The sequence below is a fragment of the Acidovorax sp. GW823-FHT05D11 genome, assembly GCF_058795695.1.
Genome location: NZ_CM179502.1, coordinates 1,411,652 through 1,428,507 on the forward strand (window position 1 = coordinate 1,411,652; position 16,856 = coordinate 1,428,507).

The window sequence follows — 16,856 nt, forward strand, 5'->3', positions numbered from 1 at the left end:
GCCCCATAATTGCTGCTTTCGTCCCAAACCTTTGCAAGTCTCACTCTTCATTCAACAAGGAAACCGACATGACTGATCTGCAGAAACGCTCCATGCTCAAGGTGGCAGCGCTCTCCGCCGTTGCCGCCGCCGCGCTCGTGGGCTGTGGCAAGAAGGAAGAACCGGCACCGGCCCCCGCGCCCGCACCGGCCCCTGCGGCAGAAGCGCCGGCACCCAAGCCCGAGCCTCTGAAGATCGCGTTCGCCTATGTCGGCCCGGTGGGTGACGGCGGCTGGTCGTTCGCGCACGACAACGGCCGCAAGGCCATCGAGAAGGAATTCGGCGACAAGGTGGTCACGAGCTTCGTGGAAAGCGTGCCCGAGTCGGCCGACGCCGAACGCGTGCTGCGCGACCTGGCCGGCCAGGGCAACAAGCTGATCTTTGGCACCACCTTCGGCTACATGGAGTCGATGCTCAAGGTGGCCGAGGACAACAAGGGCATCAAGTTCGAGCATGCCACCGGCTACAAGACGGCCGAGAACATGCGCACCTACGACAGCCGCACCTACGAAGGCGCGTACATGGCGGGCGTGATCGCCGGCGCCATGACCAAGACCAACACGCTGGGCGTGGTGGGCTCGGTGCCGATTCCTGAAGTGATCCGCAACATCAACAGTTTCACGCTGGGTGCGCAGTCGGTCAACCCCAAGATCAAGACCAAGGTGGTCTGGGTGAATGAATGGTTCAGCCCGCCCAAGGAAACCGAAGCCGCCACGTCGCTCATCAACGGCGGCGCCGACGTGCTGTTCCAGAACACCGATTCGCCCGCCGTGCTCAAGACGGCGCAAGAAAAGGGCAAGCGCGCCTTCGGCTGGGATTCCGACATGACCGCCTACGGCCCCAAGGCCCACCTGGCATCGGCCGTGATCAACTGGGGCCCGTACTACATCAAGGCCACCAAGGACGCGCTGGAAGGCCAGTGGGCCACGGGCCAGAGCTGGTGGGGCGTGAAGGAAGGCGCGATCGACATCGTCTCCATCGCCGAAGACGTGCCTGCCGACACCAAGGCCAAGGTCGAAGCCGTGAAGAAGGGCCTGGCCGATGGTTCGTTCCAGATCTGGAAGGGCCCGATCGTGGGCCAGGACGGCAAGGAAGTGCTCGCCAAGGATGCGGTGGCCGACGACAAGTTCCTCGGCGGTGTCAACTTCTATGTCAAGGGCGTGGAAGGCAAGATCCCCGGCGGCGACAAGAAGTAAGAAGCCGCACGGGCTTCCCGGCGCTGGCGCCGGGAGCGCTCCCCTGAAAAAGGCCGCCCCCGGGCGGCCTTTTTGCTGGGCGGGCCGTTTACCTCCCCACGCGGTCCAGCAGGCTGTACCAGGCCACGCCGGCCGCGATGTAGAAGCGCTGCAACCCGTGCAGCGGAAGGGGCTGAAGGGGCGTGACCGGGAATGGGCAGGCCGCCGCGCCGCCGCCCGCCACCAGGGCCGCCACGTGCTGGCCCAGGCTGGTGGCCATGGCGATGCCGCGCCCGTTGTAGCCCAGCGCCATGGTGATGCCCGGCGCGGGCTGGTGCAGGTGCGGCATGAAGTCGCGCGTGACGGCGATGCGCCCGGCCCAGCGGTACTCGTACTGCACGGGACCGAGTTGCGGAAACATCAGCGCCAGCGCGCGCTCGAGGTGTGCGAAGTCCTGCGACCCCTGCGGGTCGGCGAAATGGCCACGCCCGCCCATCAGCAGTCGGCCCTGCGCGTCCTTGCGGAAGTACAGCAGCAGCCGCTGCGAGGTCGATCCCGTCTCGCCGCCGGGCAGGATGCTGGCGCCCGCCGGGCCCAGCGGCCGCGTGGCCACGATGAAGCTGTTGGCCGCGAGCACCGTGCGCGCCAGCCCTGGCCACAGGCCGTCGGTATAGCCGTTGGTGCCCAGCACCACCTGCTGCGCCTGCACGCGGTGGCTCCCGGTTGGTGTGGCCGTGGTGGCGATCCAGTGCGCGCCCTGGCGCTCCAGCGCCACCACGGGCGAGCCGCCGTGCACCTTCACGCCCAGGTCCTGGGCCGCGCGCACGAGGCCGCGCACGTAGGCCAGCGGCTGGATGCCACCCGCGCGCCCGTCGAGCCAGCCGCCCGCGAAGGCCGGCGTGCCGATGCGCGCGGCCGTGGCGGCGCGGTCGAGCATGTCCACGCGCACGCCGCGCCGCTCCCACTGCCGGGCGCGCGCGTGCATGCCATCCACGGCCTGCTGGGTGTAGCCCACCTGCAGCCAGCCCGCGCGCACCGGGGCGCAGTCGATGGCATGGCGCGCGATGAGGTCGTACACGAGGTCGGCCGAGCAAGAAACGGCATCGATCAGCGGCTCGGCGCGCTCGGCGCCGTACAGGCGCACGAGGTCGTCAGGGTCGTGCTTGAGCGTGGGGTTGACCTGCCCGCCGTTGCGGCCCGAGGCGCCCCAGCCGGGCTCGTGCGCGTCGAGCACGCACACGCGCGCGCCGCGCTCGGCCAGGTGCAGCGCGGCGGACAAGCCCGTGTAGCCCGCACCGACCACGAGCACGTCGGTGGAGAGCGAGGCGTCGAGCGCGGGCGTGGCGGGGGCCGCGGGCGCCGTGGCGGCCCACAGCGAGGGGGCGTCGGGGTGCGATGCGATGGCGCGGGCGCTCATGCCGCGCCTCCATCCGGCGCGCGCAGCACGCGGCGCAGGAAGTCCTGCGTGCGCGCATGGCGCGGCGCGCCGAGCACCTGCGCGGCAGGACCTTCCTCGACGATGCTGCCGCTGTGCAGGAAGCACACGCGGTCGGCCACCTCGCGCGCGAAGCCCATCTCGTGCGTCACCACGATCATCGTCATGCCCTCGTCGGCGAGCTGGCGCATCACGCCCAGCACGTCGCCCACGAGCTCGGGGTCGAGCGCCGAGGTGGGTTCGTCGAACAGCATGGCCTCGGGCTTCATGGCCAGCGCGCGCGCAATGGCCACGCGCTGCTGCTGGCCGCCCGAGAGCTGCGCGGGCCAGGCCTGGGCCTTGTCGGCCAGGCCTACCTTGCGCAGCAGCTCCAGCGCTTCGGCTCGGGCTTTCGCGGGCGATTCGCCCTTCACGTGCACGGGGCCTTCCATCACGTTCTCGATCACCGTGCGGTGCGGGAACAGGTTGAAGCGCTGGAACACCATGCCCATGCGGCTGCGCAGCGCATGAATGGAGGCCGCGCGGTTGTCCACGCGCTCGCCGAAGGCGCGCACCTCGCCGCCCTGGTACGACTCCAGGCCGTTGATGCAGCGCAGCACCGTGGACTTGCCCGAGCCCGAGGGGCCGATCAGGCACACGACTTCGCCGCGCTCCACGCGCAGGCTCACGCCCTGCAGCACGCGGTGCTCGCCGTAGGCCTTCTCCAGGCGGTCGATCTCGATCATGGCGCTTTCCTCCCCGCGCCGAAGCGGCGCTCCAGCCGCCGCAGGCCCCAGACCAGCGGCAGACTCATGGCCAGGTAGAGCAGGGCGACGAGCGTGTACACGGTCATGTTCTGGAAGGTGGACGAGGCGATGAGCTGGCCCGCGCGCGTCATCTCGGCCACGGTGATGGTGGAGACCAGCGACGAGTCCTTGAGCATCATCACCAGCGTGTTGCCATAGGGCGGCAGCGCGATGCGGAAGGCCTGGGGCAGGACCACTCGGCGCATCAGCAGCGCGGGCCGCATGCCCATGGCCAGCGCTGCCTCGCGCTGGCCGGGGTCCACGGCCTCGATGCCGGCGCGAAAGTTCTCGGCCTGGTAGGCCGAGTAGGCGATGCCCAGGCCGATCACGCCAGCCTGGAAGGCGGAGAGCTGGATGCCGATGTCGGGCAGCACGAAGTAGATGTAGAAGAGCTGCACGATGATGGGCAGCCCGCGGATCACGTTGATCACGGTGGAGGCGCATACCGAGACGGCGCGCACGGGCGAGAGCTTGCCGAGCGCGAGCACCAGCCCGATCACGCTGGACAGCAGGAACGACAGCACGGTGACCTGCACCGTGACCACCGCCCCCTGCAGCAGGATGGGCAGGAACTCGCGCGCATGCTGCAGGAAGGCTTGCATGGCGTACTACTGGATTCAGGCGAAGACGGCGCGGGCGGGGCTCAGATGCCCCATTTCTTGACGATGTTGGCCAAAGTGCCGTCGGCCTTGACCGCGGCGATGGCCTTGTTCAGGCGTTCGAGCGTGGCCGTGTCGCCTTTGCGCACCACGAGGCACACATCACCCACATTGGTGGACTTGTAGCCTTCGGCCAGCTTCACGCCCTGGAAGGTGTTCTGGCGGATCTGGTAGGCGATGATGGGCTGATCGCCCAGGCCCGCCTTGATGCGGCCGAGCGCGAGGTCGCGCGTCATGTCGGCCACCGAGTCGTAGCTGCGCACCTCCTTGAAGATGCCCTTCTTCTGCAGCATGTCGATGAACACCGTGCCCACCTGGGCGCCGACGATCTCGCCCTTGAGGTCGTCGAGCGAGGCGTAGGCCTTGGCGTCGTCGGCCTTCACGATCAGGCCCTCGCCGTAGGAGTAGACGGGGTCGCTGAAATCCACCACCTGCTGGCGCGCGGGGGTCTTGAGCATGGCCGCCGAGACGATGTCGATCTTGTTGGCGGTGAGCGAGGGGATCAGCGCCGAGAACACGGTCTGCTGCACGTTGACCTGGAAGCCGCCCGCCTTGGCCACGGCCTGCACGGTGTCCACCATCATGCCCTGGATGCTGTTGGTCTTCACGTCGAGGAAGGTGAACGGAATGCCCGTGGCCGTGGCACCCACGTTGTAGGTGGCGGGCGCGCTGCCCTGCGCGGCGGCCAGCGTGACGGCGCCTGCGGCGCACAGGCCTAGTGCAATGCGGTGGAAGTGGCGGACGAAGCGGTGCATGGTGTGACTCCTGTGGCGAACGAGAGGGATGAGGACCGTCGTGGGCAGTCGCGGACACCGAACCGGCATCCGCCCCACGCCTGCAACATTGCAAGAACGGTGCCAATTATCGATTTTAATAAATCTTAGATAAATAGGTGCAAACCACTAAAAGATTTATATGAATCGATATGCGATATTTTCTGGTGAGAGAGCTATACTCCGTTGCATGAATACGCCGCAGCCGCCCGACGAAGACGCGAACCCTCTGTTCAACCAGTCGCTGGAGAAGGGGCTGGCCGTGCTCTGCGCCTTCAGCGCGCAGCGGCGCAGCATGACGCTGGCCGACGTGGCGGCGGCGGCGGGCATCAGCAAGAGCTCGGCGCAGCGCATGGTCTTCACGCTCGAGCAACTGGGCTTCGTGCGCAAGCACCCGCAGACGCGCCGCTACCAGCTCACGCCGCGCGTGATGCGCATCGGCTACAACTACCTCGCGGCCAACCCGCTGATCGACCTGGCCAACCCCTACCTCTCGGAACTCACCAACGTGACGACCGAGACCACTTGCCTTACCGAAGCCGACGGGTTGGAGATGGTGTACGTGGCGCGCTTCATCAGCGCGCAGTTCGTGCCGGTGCACATGCCCATCGGCAGCCGCATCCCCATGTACTGCACGGCCTCCGGGCGTGCCTGGCTCAGCGCGCTGCCCAACGAGGAGGCGCTGGCGCTGCTGCGCGCGAGCGAGCGCGCGGCCCACACCCGCCACACCATCACGGACGAGGTCGCGCTGCTGGCCGAACTGGACCAGGCGCGCCAGCGCGGCTATGCCATCAACCGCGAGGAGCTGTTCCTGGGCGACATGACGCTGGGCGCCCCCGTGATCGGCAGCCATGGCCGCCCCGTGGCGGCCGTGCACATCGTGGCTCCCACGAGCCGCTGGACGCCCGAGGAGGCCGAGAGCCGCCTGGGGCCGTCGCTGCTGGCCTGCGCGCGCTCGCTGAGCAACTCGGTGCGCGCCCTGGGCTGACGGCGTTCTTCGTTTCTCCATTCATTCCCCTTTCAAGGAGTCGCCCCATGGGCATCCAGGCCATTGCGCAGAGCGCCACCACGCAGGATTTGCAGGAGCAGGGCCCCGTTGCGGTGCCCCTGAGCACGCCGGCCTGCACCATCCGGGGGCTGGACGTGCGCATGCCGGGTCGGCCCGACTGCGACACGGGGCTGTGGGAGTGCTCTCCGGGGCGCTTCCGGCGCCAAGTGGCGTCGGGCGAGGTCATGCACATCCTTGCGGGCGCGGGCCGTTTCACGCCTGAGGCGGAGGGCGCGGCACCGTTGGAGTTTCGTGCGGGTGACACGCTTTTCTTCCCGCCCGACACGCGCGGTGTGTGGGAGATCCGCGAGACGGTGCGCAAGCTCTATGTGATGGTCTGACCAAGGGGCGCTCTCACACTCTCGCCTTCGTCGCCCCGAAACGAAGGGGAGCGGGCCTCCAGGGCGGCGGGGGAGGCGTGGAACGGCGCTTGCGGATATGCTCGCCCGCAGCCCCCGCGCGATCGGGGCGCGATCATCACCATACGCACCACGAGATTCCCTGCCCACCATGATCGAAGCCACTCTCTGGCATCCTGTCGCGCCCTCGGAGGATGTCGTGCAGGCCCCGCTGGCCGCGCGCCTGCTGGAGCGCGACATCGTGCTCTGGCGCGATGGCGAGGGCCATGCGCAGGCCTTCGCGGACCAGTGCCCGCACCGGGGTGCGCGCCTGTCGCTCGGCCGCGTGCACGAGGGCCGGCTTGAATGTCCCTACCACGGCTGGCAGTTCGCCGCGAACGGCCAGTGTGTGCACGTGCCCGCGCTGCCGCATTTCACCCCGCCCGCCACGCACTGCGCCCACCGCCATGCCGTGCACGAAGCCCACGGCCTGGTGTGGGTGCGGCTCGAGGCCGGCGATGCCGCGCCGCCCCCCTTTGCCGCCGAGGACGATGCGCGCCTGCGCAAGCTCAACTGCGGCCCCTATGACGTGGCGGCGAGCGCGCCGCGCATCATCGAGAACTTCCTGGACATGTCGCACTTCGGCTTCGTGCACGAAGGCTGGCTGGGCACGCGCGAGGCCACGGCCATCGACGACTACCGCGTGGAGTCCCTGCCCACGGGCCTGCGCGCCACGGGCTGCAAGGCCTGGCAGCCCCAGTCCAACCTGCATTCGACCGCCCCGGCCCAGGTGGAGTACACCTATGAAGTCACGGCCCCCTATGCCGCGGTGCTGACCAAGGTGCCCGAGGCCGGCACCACCGCGGTACGGGATTGGCGCGAGGCGATCGCGCTGTTCATCTGCCCCGTGACGCCCGTGCGCAGCCGCGTCTGGTTCCGCCTGGCGGTGGCGGATTTCGAGTCGCCGGCGGAAAAGCTGCAGGCGTTCCAGCACACCATCTTCATGCAGGACCAGCCCGTGCTGGAGTCGCAGGTGCCCCGGTGCCTGCCGCTGGACCTGCGGGCGGAGTTGCATACCGCCGCCGACAAGGCATCATCCTTCTACCGCCGCTTTCTGCGCCACAGCGGCATCACCTTTGGAGTCTGCTGATGTTTAAAGTGCCTCCCATCTCCACCGAACGCCTGCCCGAACTGCTGCGCGCCATGCCCAAGGCCGAGCTGCACATCCACATCGAGGGTTCGCTGGAGCCCGAACTCATCTTCGCGCTGGCGCAGCGCAACGAGCTGGCATTGCCCTATGACAGCGTGGACGCGCTGCGCAGCGCCTACGCGTTCACCAACCTGCAGAGCTTTCTGGACATCTACTACGCGGGCGCCAGCGTGCTGCTGCACGAGCAGGACTTCTACGACATGGCGCGCGCCTACCTGGGGCGCGCGGCGCGCGACAACGTGCTGCACGCCGAGATCTTCTTCGATCCCCAGACCCACACCGCGCGCGGCGTGGCCATGGAGACGGTCATCAACGGCCTGCACCGCGCCTGCCAGGACGCGCGCACCGAACTGGGCATCAGCGCGACCCTGATCCTGTGTTTCCTGCGCCACCTGAGCGAGGAGTCCGCGTTTGAAACGCTGGAACAGGCCATGCCGCTCATCGACAAGATCGTGGGCGTGGGGCTGGATTCCAGCGAGGTGGGCCACCCGCCCGAGAAGTTCGCGCGCGTGTTCGCACGCTGCCGTGAACTGGGCCTGCACCTGGTGGCGCATGCGGGCGAGGAGGGGCCTCCCGCCTACATCTGGAGCGCGCTGGATGTGCTCAAGGTCGAGCGCATCGACCACGGCGTGCAGGCCGTGCACGATGCCGCGCTGATGCGGCGCCTGGCGCAGGACCGCATCGCCCTCACGGTGTGCCCGCTGTCCAACCAGAAGCTGTGCGTGTTCCCCAACCTCGCCGACCACAACCTGGGCCAGCTGCTGGACGCCGGCCTTGCGGCCACGGTCAATTCGGACGACCCGGCTTACTTTGGCGGCTACATCAATGAGAACTTCACGCAGGTGTTCGCGGCCGCGGGCCTGACCGCCCGCCATGCCTACCAGCTCGCGTTCAACAGCTTCGAAGCGAGTTTTGCCGGCAACGCCGACAAGCGCGTGTGGGAACACAAGCTCAAGGAAGCCTTCGAGCGGTGCGTGGAGCACGACTACTGAACGCAGGTGCACGCTCCCCGAGCGGCAGGTGGAGGCTGGCCATGCCGGCCCTTCGCGGGAGCCGCCGTTTTTGAGGGGATTTCGCTGCGCGGGGGTGCCGCGTGCGCCGGACCGTCGCACACGTTGCAGGTGAAATCCGGGTAAACCCTAGAATCATGGTTTTCTGTAAGCATTTGTTGGTATCCACCGGATGCCCGCGTGCCCTGAAACGGCCCTGCGGGGCCCTAATTATTTGTGCAGGCGTCTGCGCTGTTTCCTACCGGAGTGTTTTCCATGTTTCTCAATCAGTTGTCCATCGGCAAGCGCCTTACCCTGGTGCTCGGTGTGATCCTCGCGCTGTTCCTGGCGAGCAGCATCGTGGCGGTGGTCCGGCTGGGCCAGCTTGGCGCCGAGATCGACACCATGGTCAACGACAACGTCAAGACCGAACGGGCGGGCTCGGACTGGCTGCGCCACACCACGTCCGGGGTGCAGCGTGCCGCGGCCATCGCCAAGAGCAGCGATGCCAGTCTGATCCCGTACTTCGCGCCCGCCACGGCGGCTTCCATCCGCGACACCAATGAACTGCAGAAATTCATCGAGTCGAAAATGGACACGCCCGAGGAAAAGCAGCTGTTCACCAAGGTGGGCGAACTGCGCAAGAGCTATCTGGCCGCGCGGGAAGAGGTGAGCAAGTTCAAGCAGGCGGGTGACGCCGAGAACGCGAACAAGGTGTTCACCGAGCGCTTCGAGCCCACCTCGCGCAGCTACCTGGCCGGCGTGCAGGAAATGGTGGATGCCCAGCGCGCCCAGCTGGACGCCGCCGGCAAGCGCAGCGAAGAGCTGCGCGCGCAGACCACCTTGCTGCTGCAGCTGTGCACGGCCATCTCGCTGGTGCTCGGGGGGCTGCTGGCCTGGCTGCTGGCCACCAGCATCACGCGTCCTTTGCGCCACGCCGAGGCCATTGCCGAATCGATCGCCGACATGGACCTGACCGGTGCGCCGCAGGCCAGCTACGCCAACGACGAAACCGGCCGCCTGCTGCGGGCGCTGGACCTCATGCGCAGTGCGCTGCACGGCTCGCTGCAGCAGGTGCGCGGCGTGGTGGACAGCATCTCCACCGCCAGCACGCAGATCGCCATCGGCAACCAGGACCTGAGCGCGCGCACCGAGCAGACGGCCGCCAACCTCGAGGAAACGGCGAGCTCCATGGAAGAGCTCACCAGCACCGTGCGCCAGAGCGCCGACTCCGCCGTGCAGGCCAACCAGATGGCCGCATCGGCCGCCCAGGTGGCGCAGCGCGGCGGCGAGGTCGTGGCCCAGGTGGTGAGCACCATGGACGCGATCAACGCCAGCAGCAAGAAGATCAGCGACATCATCGGCACGATCGACGGCATCGCCTTCCAGACCAACATCCTGGCGCTGAACGCGGCGGTGGAAGCCGCCCGTGCGGGCGAACAGGGCCGCGGCTTTGCCGTGGTGGCCAGCGAAGTGCGCAGCCTGGCGCAGCGCAGCGCCGAAGCGGCCAAGGAAATCAAGACCCTGATCGGCCAGTCGGTCGAGAAGGTGGAATCGGGCGCCGCGCTCGTGCAGAACGCGGGCAGCACCATGGACGAGATCGTGAGCTCCGTGCGCCGCGTGACCGACATCATCGGCGAGATCAGCGCCGCCGCGTCGGAGCAGAGCCAGGGCATCAGCCAGGTGAACGTGGCGGTGAACCAGCTGGACCAGATGACGCAGCAGAACGCCGCCCTGGTGGAGGAGTCCACCGCCGCCGCCGAGAGCCTCAAGGACCAGGCCGCACGCCTGGCGGACGTGGTGGGCGCGTTCCGCCTCGGCGCGCCGTCGAACACGCCGCGGCTGCGCTGAGGAAGCGCTGCGCCAGTGCGGACGCCCCCCGCTGGCTACAATACCGCCCTTGCAAAGGCTGCTGTCCCGGCAGCCTTTTGCTTTTTCTGTCATCGGGACCATGTAGAGGAACACCATGTACAAAAACCTCGCCACCGCACTGCGTGCGGCTTGTGTGAGTGCGCTCGCGGGCGCCGTTTTCATCTCCCCCGTTTTTTCCCAGACTGGCGCGGCCGCTCCCAGGGCGGCGCCCGCCGAACCCGTCAAGGCTGGTTTCGTCTACGTCTCGCCCATCACCGAGGCGGGCTGGACGCGCCAGCACGAAGAAGGGCGCAAGGCGGTGGAGGCCGCGCTGGGCAGCCAGGTCAGGACGACCTTCGTCGAGAACGTGGCCGAGGGGGCCGATGCCGAGCGCGTGATCCGCGACCTGGCCGCCACGGGCCACCAGATCATCTTCACGCCCAGCTTCGGCTACATGGAGCCCACGCTCAAGGTCGCGCAGGACTACCCGAACGTGAAGTTCGAATCCATCACCGGCTACAAGACGGCCGCCAACGTGGCCGTGGCCAATGCGCGCTACTACGAAGGGCGCTACCTGGCGGGCATCGCGGCGGGCCGCATGAGCAAGACCGGCGTGGCGGGCTACGTGGCGGGATTCCCGATCCCCGAGGTGCTGCAGGGCATCAACGCGTTCACGCTGGGCATGCGTTCGGTGAACCCCCAGGCCACCGTGAAGGTGGTGTGGATCAACGTGTGGTTCGACCCGCCCAGGGAGCGCGATGCGGCCATGGTGCTCTTCAACCAGGACGTGGATGTGATCGCCTTTCACACCGGCTCCACGGCCGTGATGGCCGCCGCGCAGGAGCGCGGCAAGATGGCCGTGGCCTACCACTCGGACATGCGCCGCACCGGGCCCGATGCCCAGATCGTGGCCGTGACCCACCAGTGGGGCCCCTACTACACCGAACGCGTGCGCGCCGTGCAGAACGGCACCTGGAAAAGCGCCGCCCTCTGGGGCGGGGTGCGCGAGGGCATGATCCGCGTGGGCGACTTTGGCTCCCGGGTGCCGGCGGCCGTGCAGCAGGAGGTGCTGGCCGCGCAGAAGGCCATTGGGGCGGGCAGGCTGCAGCCGTTTCGCGCGGGCAAGGCCCCGGTGCGGGACAACGAAGGGCACGAAGTGATCGCTGCGGGCCAGGCACTCTCCGATGCGCAGATCCTGCAGATGAACTGGCTGGTGGAAGGGGTGCAGGGCAAACTGGCGCGGTGATCCTGCCGTCTCGCCGGCGCGTGCTATAGCCACTATGGGGCGCGCCATATGCAAGCCGCCGTCCCTGCCGCTAAGCTTGCGCCATGCCTGTCTACCGATCCGCCCTCCTGCGCTTTGCCGATGACGGCACGGCCCTCTACGATGAAGACGGCCTGCTGGCCGTGGGCCCCGACGCCGGCGGCCGCCAGCGGGTGCTGGCGGCGGGCGGGTGGCAGGCCTTGTCGCACCGGTACGCCGGCGAGCCTGTCGTCCACCTGCCGGGGCGCATTCTGGCGCCGGGCTTCGTGGACATGCACATCCACTTTCCGCAGACCGATGTGATTGGTTCCCCCGCCGAGGGCCTGCTGCCCTGGCTGGAGAACTACACCTTTCCGCACGAGTCTCGTTTTGTCGATCCGGCCTACGGCGCCGAGGTGGCGGGCTTCTTCGTCGACGACCTGCTGCGCAACGGCGTGACCACGGCGCTGGCGTTCGCCACCTCGCACCCCGCATCCGTGGATGCGCTGTTTGGGGAGGCGCAGCGCCGGCAGATGCGCCTGATCACCGGCAAGGTGCTGCAGGACCGCCACTCGCCCGACGGCGTGCGCGACGAGACAGAGCAGAGCCTGCTCGACACCGAGGCCCTGATCCAGCGCTGGCACGGCGTGGACCGCCTGGGCTACGCGATCACGCCGCGGTTTGCGCCCACCAGCACGCATGAACAGCTGCGCGGCGCGGGCGAGCTGGCCGCGCGCTATCCGGATGTATGGATCCAGTCGCACGTGGCCGAGAACCGCGACGAGATCCGCTGGGCGCGCGAGCTGTTTCCGGATGCGCGCAGCTACCTGGCGGTGTATGACGGCTTTGGCCTGATGCGCGAGCGCGCGGTGTACGCCCATTGCATCCACTTCGACGACGACGACCGGGCGCTGATGCGCGACACCGGCACCGTGGCGGCCGTCAGCCCCACCAGCAACCTCTTTCTGGGCAGCGGCTTCTTCGACTACGCGGGCGCGGACCGCGTGGGCTTTGGCTACGGCCTGGCCAGCGATGTGGGCGGGGGCACCAGCTTCAGCCCGTTCCACACCATGCTGGCGGCCTACTATGTGGGCCGTGAAGGGCAGAGCAAGCAGGGCCTGAGTTTGTCGCCCCGGCAGCTGTGGTGGCGGCACACGGCGGGGGCCGCGAAGGCGCTGGGCCTGGCGGGCGTGGTGGGCAATCTGCAGCCGGGCTGCGAGGCCGATTTTGTGGTGCTGAACCCTGAGGCCACCCCCCTTTTGGCGCGCAAGACCCGCCAGGCGCGCAACCTGGATGAGCTTTTGTTTGCGCTGATCGTGCTCGGCGACGACCGGGTGGTGCAGGAAACAGTGATTTCTCAAGCAAAATACGGCTCTAGCGCTTGATATTCATGCGCTACCAGCTACGTATTTAATAGCGCCCGGCAGTCCACCACTGTGCGGGCCACAGCGCAGGGAGTTCTGCTATGAGCATCAAGAGCGACAAATGGATCCGCCGCATGGCGGCCGAGCACGGCATGATCGAGCCTTTCGAGCCCGGCCAGGTGCGCGAGGCCGAGGGCCGCAAGATCATCAGCTACGGCACCAGCAGCTATGGCTACGACATCCGCTGCGCGCCCGAATTCAAGGTGTTCACCAACATCCACAGCACCGTGGTGGACCCGAAGAACTTCGACGAGAAGAGCTTCGTGGACTTCCATGGCGACAGCTGCATCATCCCGCCCAACAGCTTCGCGCTGGCCCGCACGATGGAGTACTTCCGCATCCCGCGCAACGTGCTCACCATCTGCCTGGGCAAGAGCACCTATGCGCGCTGCGGCATCATCGTCAACGTGACCCCGTTCGAGCCCGAGTGGGAAGGCTACGTGACGCTGGAGTTCTCCAACACCACGCCGCTGCCCGCGCGCATCTACGCGGGCGAGGGCTGCGCGCAGGTGCTGTTCTTCGAGAGCGACAAGGACGACGTGTGCGAGGTGAGCTACCGCGACCGCGGGGGCAAGTACCAGGGCCAGGTGGGCGTGACCCTGCCCAAGGCCTGACATCGGCCGCCCGCGCGGCCGGCGGGCCGCCAGGGGCCGCGTCCTACAGCGCGTCAGCCCGTTGGCTGAAGTGCAAGCGCAGGTAAGGTTCTTAGCATCGTGTCATGCCACGCCGATGTCGCGGTGGGCAAGAAGGAGTCCTCCCATGCTGACCTTTGCTGCGCCGTTCACACCCGCCAAGGCCCGGGGTACGGGCCTTTCCCTGCACGCCGCCTGTGGCGCGGGCGACCTCGGTTTCGCGCCCTCGCAGCCGCACGGCGGGCCGCAGGCGCATTATTGGCCGTGCGAATCGCTCAATGCCTTCGTCCTCAAGATGGCGGCGGCGGGCCATTGCGTGAACACCGCGATGATGCTGGGACACCGGCCCTACGCGCTGGAACAGCTTGCCATGGCGCGCGCCGCGAACGACGGCGGCCTGAATGCATTGGCCGAGCGGCTCCAGGCCTATTTCGACGCGACCGCCCCGCAAGGCTGCGCCGTCGTGGCGGACATCGACGGGGCCTAGGTGGCACCGGGCCACGCGCCAGCGCGGCACCTCCATCTACCCACCCACTCACCCTCCGTTTCTCAGGCCTCCACGCAGACCCGGTTGCGTCCCTGTCCCTTGGCTTCGTAGAGCGCGGCGTCGCCCCGGCGCAGGAGGTCCGTGCCGTTGTCCTGCAGGCTGCGCATGCTGGCCACCCCGGCGCTCACGGTGATGAGCCCGACCACCGGGTCCTGCTGCCCTGCCATGGCCGCGACCAGGGACTGGGCAATGGCCTGGGCGCTCGCCAGGTCGGTATCGGGCAGCAGCGCCACGAACTCTTCCCCGCCCAACCGCGCCACCACGTCCGAGTTGCGCAGCCGCACCTCCAGCGTGCGTGCCAGCCGGCGCAGGACTTCGTCGCCCGCCTCGTGGCCGTAGGTGTCGTTCACGCGCTTGAAATGGTCCACGTCGATCGTGATCAGGCTCAAGGGGCGGCCGCTGCGCCGGGCCAGCGCCAGCGCAAACGCCATCTGCGTTTCGAAGCCCCGGCGGTTGAGCAGGCCGGTCAGCGCATCGGTGCGGGCCTGCAGGTCCAGCGCGCGGTTGGCCGCCTCCAGCTCCAGCGTGCGCACGCGCACCTTCTCTTCCATGGCCTCGCGGGATGCCAGAAGCCGGTGCGTCATGCGCCCGAGGGCACTTGACAGCTGGCGCACCTCGCGGCTGCTGTGCGCCTGCGGAATGCGGGCCCCGGCCTTTTCGGCTTCCACGGCGCTGGCGGCATCGGCCAGCGCGTACAGATCGTCGCTCAGCCGGCGTGCCGCCAGCCAGGCCAGCACCGAGGCCAGAAGCGCGGCAGCCAGCCCGATGGCCAGGGCCATGCGCACGGTGCGGCTCGCCTCGGCGAAGGCCAGCTCCACGGGCTCGCGGGCGACGACCCGCCATCCGAGGTCGCTGGCGCTGCTGCGCGCCCGCAGCGGCACCATCGCCGTGAGGTAGCTGCGGCCGTCCCTCCACGGCACCACGGCCGCCGGGCTGGCGGCCCGGTCTCCGGGCGCCGCGGCCCCGGCCGGCAGGTGCTGCCCGGCCTCCCGCAGGGCCTGGGTCTGGCCGCCGGGGGCATAGATGAGCTGGCCCTCGCGGTCAAAGACAAAGAGTTCCACCGCGCTGTCTTCGGTGTGCGCGGGCGTGAGGCTGACCATGACCTCGCGGGTCCATTCCCAGCTGCCATGGATGCCCACCACGCCCACGGTGGTGGGGCCGATGCGGATGGGGGCCGCGAAGTCGACGAGCCGGTAGGGTTCGCCCGAGGGGTTGGGGGGCAGCAGCTTTTCCAGCAGCTTGGCAGCGTGCACGTCCCCCACGTGCAGTTTCTGCAGACCTTCCTGGAACCAGGGCCGCTGCGCCACGCTCTGGCCCACGAGCAGGCCGCCCGTGGCCGTGCGCACCACCCCCTGGGCGTCGGCCACGCCGATCCACACGCTGTGGGGCTGGGTGGCCTGGCTGCGGGCCAGCATGTGGTGGCCTTCGGGGGTGTCCAGCCCCTTGACCCAGACCACTTCGGCGGCGGCCAGCACCTCGGCTTCCCGGCTGCGTTCCAGCAAGCCGTTGGCCAGCAGCTTGCCGGCGTTCTCGGCGATCACCTGCAGGGCGGTGCCGGCATCGCGCTCGATGCGCCGCTTGAGCAGCTCTCCGAAGGCGAGGGACAGCAGCACCGCCAGGCCCACCACCAGCGCGCCGAACACCAGCGCGATCTGGGCGCGCAGGCTGTGGTCCGAGAAGCGGAGGGGGGTCATGGCGTGGCCCGCGGGGCGTGCCCTGTCGACACCGGCGGGTGCACCGCGAGGCGTGCCGCCGCCAGGTCCCAGCCTGCCCAGCCGCAGCTCTTGAACAGCACGGGGCCTTCCGGGGGGATGGGCCGGCCGTGCAGCACGTCCCGCAAGGTAGGCAGCACGCTCACATCCATTCCTGCCTGCAGCAGATCGCCGGCCTCGTGGCGCGCATCGTCGCTGTCCAGCACGATGTGTCCCCGCAGCGCCACGTGGCGGCACAGGGCCGGCGCCAGCTCGGCCATCGCGGGGGTGTAGGCGCCCACCGCCGCCACGAAGGCATCGGGTCGTGGCGGCGCGGCCAGCACGACGGCGTGCGCGGGCGTGCAGGTGGCGATCAGCGGGCAGTGCGGCACCGCGTCGTCCGCGTTCGCCACCACGCGCGCCCGGGCGCCCAGCGCATGGGCGCGCCGGACCAGCGCCTCGGCGCTGGCCGCGCTGCGCGAGGCCACCCACACCTCGCGCACCGCCATGCCCAGAACAAACGCCTCCAGGTGGGCCAGGCCCTGCACGCCGGCACCCACGATGAGCAGTGGCCCCTCGGGCGCGCGCGCGAGGTGCCGTGCGGCCAGCAGCGACACCGCCGCGGTGCGCCGCGCGGTGATCGTGGGGCCGTCGAGGACCAGGCGGCGCTCGCCGGTCGCGACATCAAACACCACCACATCCCCCTGGATCGCGGGGCGGTGGGTTCCCGCGTTGCCTGGTGTCAGTGTGATGAGCTTGGCCATGGCCACGCGGCTGTCGGCCGCGGGCATGACGAACAGGTTGGCGCCCCCGGCCAGCGCCACCACCGTGCGCGCAGGAACCGCCACCGAACCGTCCCGCAGCAGGGCCGCGATCTCGTCGGCGAGCGCATCCCAGGGAAGGCATGCCGCGGTGGCCGCGGCGTCCAGCGCGCGGGGGGATCCGGAAAGAAGGTGGGAAGGCATCGCGAGACTTTATACAGGGCCATGGTGCCGGGGAAGCGGGCAAGCCCGTGGT

General features: G+C 68.8%; 16 protein-coding genes. 10 read left to right on the plus strand and 6 right to left on the minus strand.

The genetic code is table 11. From position 1 onward, the window contains the following. Window positions 1-68: 68 nt before the first annotated feature. Window positions 69-1,235, plus strand: a complete 1,167-nt coding sequence (locus tag AC3RCE_RS06495) for a BMP family ABC transporter substrate-binding protein (protein ID WP_218293625.1) — start codon at window positions 69-71, stop codon at window positions 1,233-1,235. Between the two features lie 88 nt (window positions 1,236-1,323). Here the strand turns inward: AC3RCE_RS06495 and AC3RCE_RS06500 are convergent, their stop codons facing one another. From AC3RCE_RS06500 to AC3RCE_RS06515, 4 genes are read right to left on the minus strand one after another with little or no spacing between them, the layout of a single operon-like run. Beyond that, entirely contained in the window at window positions 1,324-2,631 is a 1,308-nt protein-coding gene (locus tag AC3RCE_RS06500) for an NAD(P)/FAD-dependent oxidoreductase (RefSeq protein ID WP_218341459.1), read from the minus strand. Then, entirely contained in the window at window positions 2,628-3,374 is a 747-nt protein-coding gene (locus AC3RCE_RS06505) for an amino acid ABC transporter ATP-binding protein (protein WP_218341458.1), read from the minus strand. The genes AC3RCE_RS06500 and AC3RCE_RS06505 overlap by 4 nt, the downstream gene beginning before the upstream one ends. Beyond that, window positions 3,371-4,036 carry an ectoine/hydroxyectoine ABC transporter permease subunit EhuD gene (ehuD, locus tag AC3RCE_RS06510; RefSeq protein ID WP_218341457.1) on the minus strand — a complete coding sequence of 222 codons (666 nt, stop codon included), beginning with the start codon at window positions 4,034-4,036 and terminating at the stop codon, window positions 3,371-3,373. The genes AC3RCE_RS06505 and ehuD overlap by 4 nt, the downstream gene beginning before the upstream one ends. 41 nt (window positions 4,037-4,077) lie before the next feature. Beyond that, the gene (locus AC3RCE_RS06515) at window positions 4,078-4,848 is read right to left on the minus strand and encodes an ABC transporter substrate-binding protein (RefSeq protein WP_218341456.1); all 771 of its coding nucleotides are present in this window, start codon (window positions 4,846-4,848) and stop codon (window positions 4,078-4,080) included. Between the two features lie 208 nt (window positions 4,849-5,056). Here AC3RCE_RS06515 and AC3RCE_RS06520 point away from each other — a divergent pair, with 208 nt between their 5' ends. The 9 genes from AC3RCE_RS06520 (at window position 5,057) to AC3RCE_RS06560 (ending at window position 14,088) form a co-directional block, all read left to right on the plus strand. Next, entirely contained in the window at window positions 5,057-5,854 is a 798-nt protein-coding gene (locus AC3RCE_RS06520) for an IclR family transcriptional regulator (protein WP_218341455.1), read from the plus strand. Between the two features lie 47 nt (window positions 5,855-5,901). Further along, on the plus strand, window positions 5,902-6,255 hold the full coding sequence (locus AC3RCE_RS06525; protein WP_218341454.1) for a cupin domain-containing protein: 354 nt from the start codon (window positions 5,902-5,904) through the stop codon (window positions 6,253-6,255). A gap of 169 nt (window positions 6,256-6,424) precedes the next feature. Beyond that, entirely contained in the window at window positions 6,425-7,402 is a 978-nt protein-coding gene (locus AC3RCE_RS06530) for an aromatic ring-hydroxylating dioxygenase subunit alpha (protein ID WP_492254758.1), read from the plus strand. After that, the gene (locus AC3RCE_RS06535; protein ID WP_218341452.1) at window positions 7,402-8,454 is read left to right on the plus strand and encodes an adenosine deaminase; all 1,053 of its coding nucleotides are present in this window, start codon (window positions 7,402-7,404) and stop codon (window positions 8,452-8,454) included. Before AC3RCE_RS06530 ends, AC3RCE_RS06535 begins: the two co-directional genes overlap by 1 nt. Before the next feature lie 273 nt (window positions 8,455-8,727). Then, window positions 8,728-10,302: a methyl-accepting chemotaxis protein gene (locus AC3RCE_RS06540; protein WP_218293628.1), complete on the plus strand. Its 1,575-nt coding sequence runs from the start codon at window positions 8,728-8,730 to the stop codon at window positions 10,300-10,302. A 115-nt stretch (window positions 10,303-10,417) separates the two neighbouring features. Next, window positions 10,418-11,548 carry a BMP family ABC transporter substrate-binding protein gene (locus AC3RCE_RS06545; protein WP_492254759.1) on the plus strand — a complete coding sequence of 377 codons (1,131 nt, stop codon included), beginning with the start codon at window positions 10,418-10,420 and terminating at the stop codon, window positions 11,546-11,548. A gap of 83 nt (window positions 11,549-11,631) precedes the next feature. Then, a complete protein-coding gene (guaD, locus tag AC3RCE_RS06550; protein ID WP_492254760.1) occupies window positions 11,632-12,930 on the plus strand; it encodes a guanine deaminase in 1,299 nt (432 codons plus the stop codon). An 80-nt stretch (window positions 12,931-13,010) separates the two neighbouring features. Continuing rightward, window positions 13,011-13,583, plus strand: coding sequence for a dCTP deaminase (gene dcd / locus AC3RCE_RS06555; protein WP_056167817.1), 573 nt, complete (start codon window positions 13,011-13,013; stop codon window positions 13,581-13,583). Between the two features lie 145 nt (window positions 13,584-13,728). Further along, window positions 13,729-14,088, plus strand: a complete 360-nt coding sequence (locus AC3RCE_RS06560; protein ID WP_218293631.1) for a hypothetical protein — start codon at window positions 13,729-13,731, stop codon at window positions 14,086-14,088. Between the two features lie 62 nt (window positions 14,089-14,150). Here AC3RCE_RS06560 and AC3RCE_RS06565 read toward each other — a convergent pair whose 3' ends face one another. Together AC3RCE_RS06565 and AC3RCE_RS06570 are read right to left on the minus strand one after the other, a co-directional pair. After that, on the minus strand, window positions 14,151-15,842 hold the full coding sequence (locus tag AC3RCE_RS06565; RefSeq protein WP_492254761.1) for a sensor domain-containing diguanylate cyclase: 1,692 nt from the start codon (window positions 15,840-15,842) through the stop codon (window positions 14,151-14,153). Further along, entirely contained in the window at window positions 15,839-16,804 is a 966-nt protein-coding gene (locus AC3RCE_RS06570; RefSeq protein WP_492254762.1) for a delta(1)-pyrroline-2-carboxylate reductase family protein, read from the minus strand. Before AC3RCE_RS06570 ends, AC3RCE_RS06565 begins: the two co-directional genes overlap by 4 nt. Window positions 16,805-16,856: the final 52 nt, after the last annotated feature.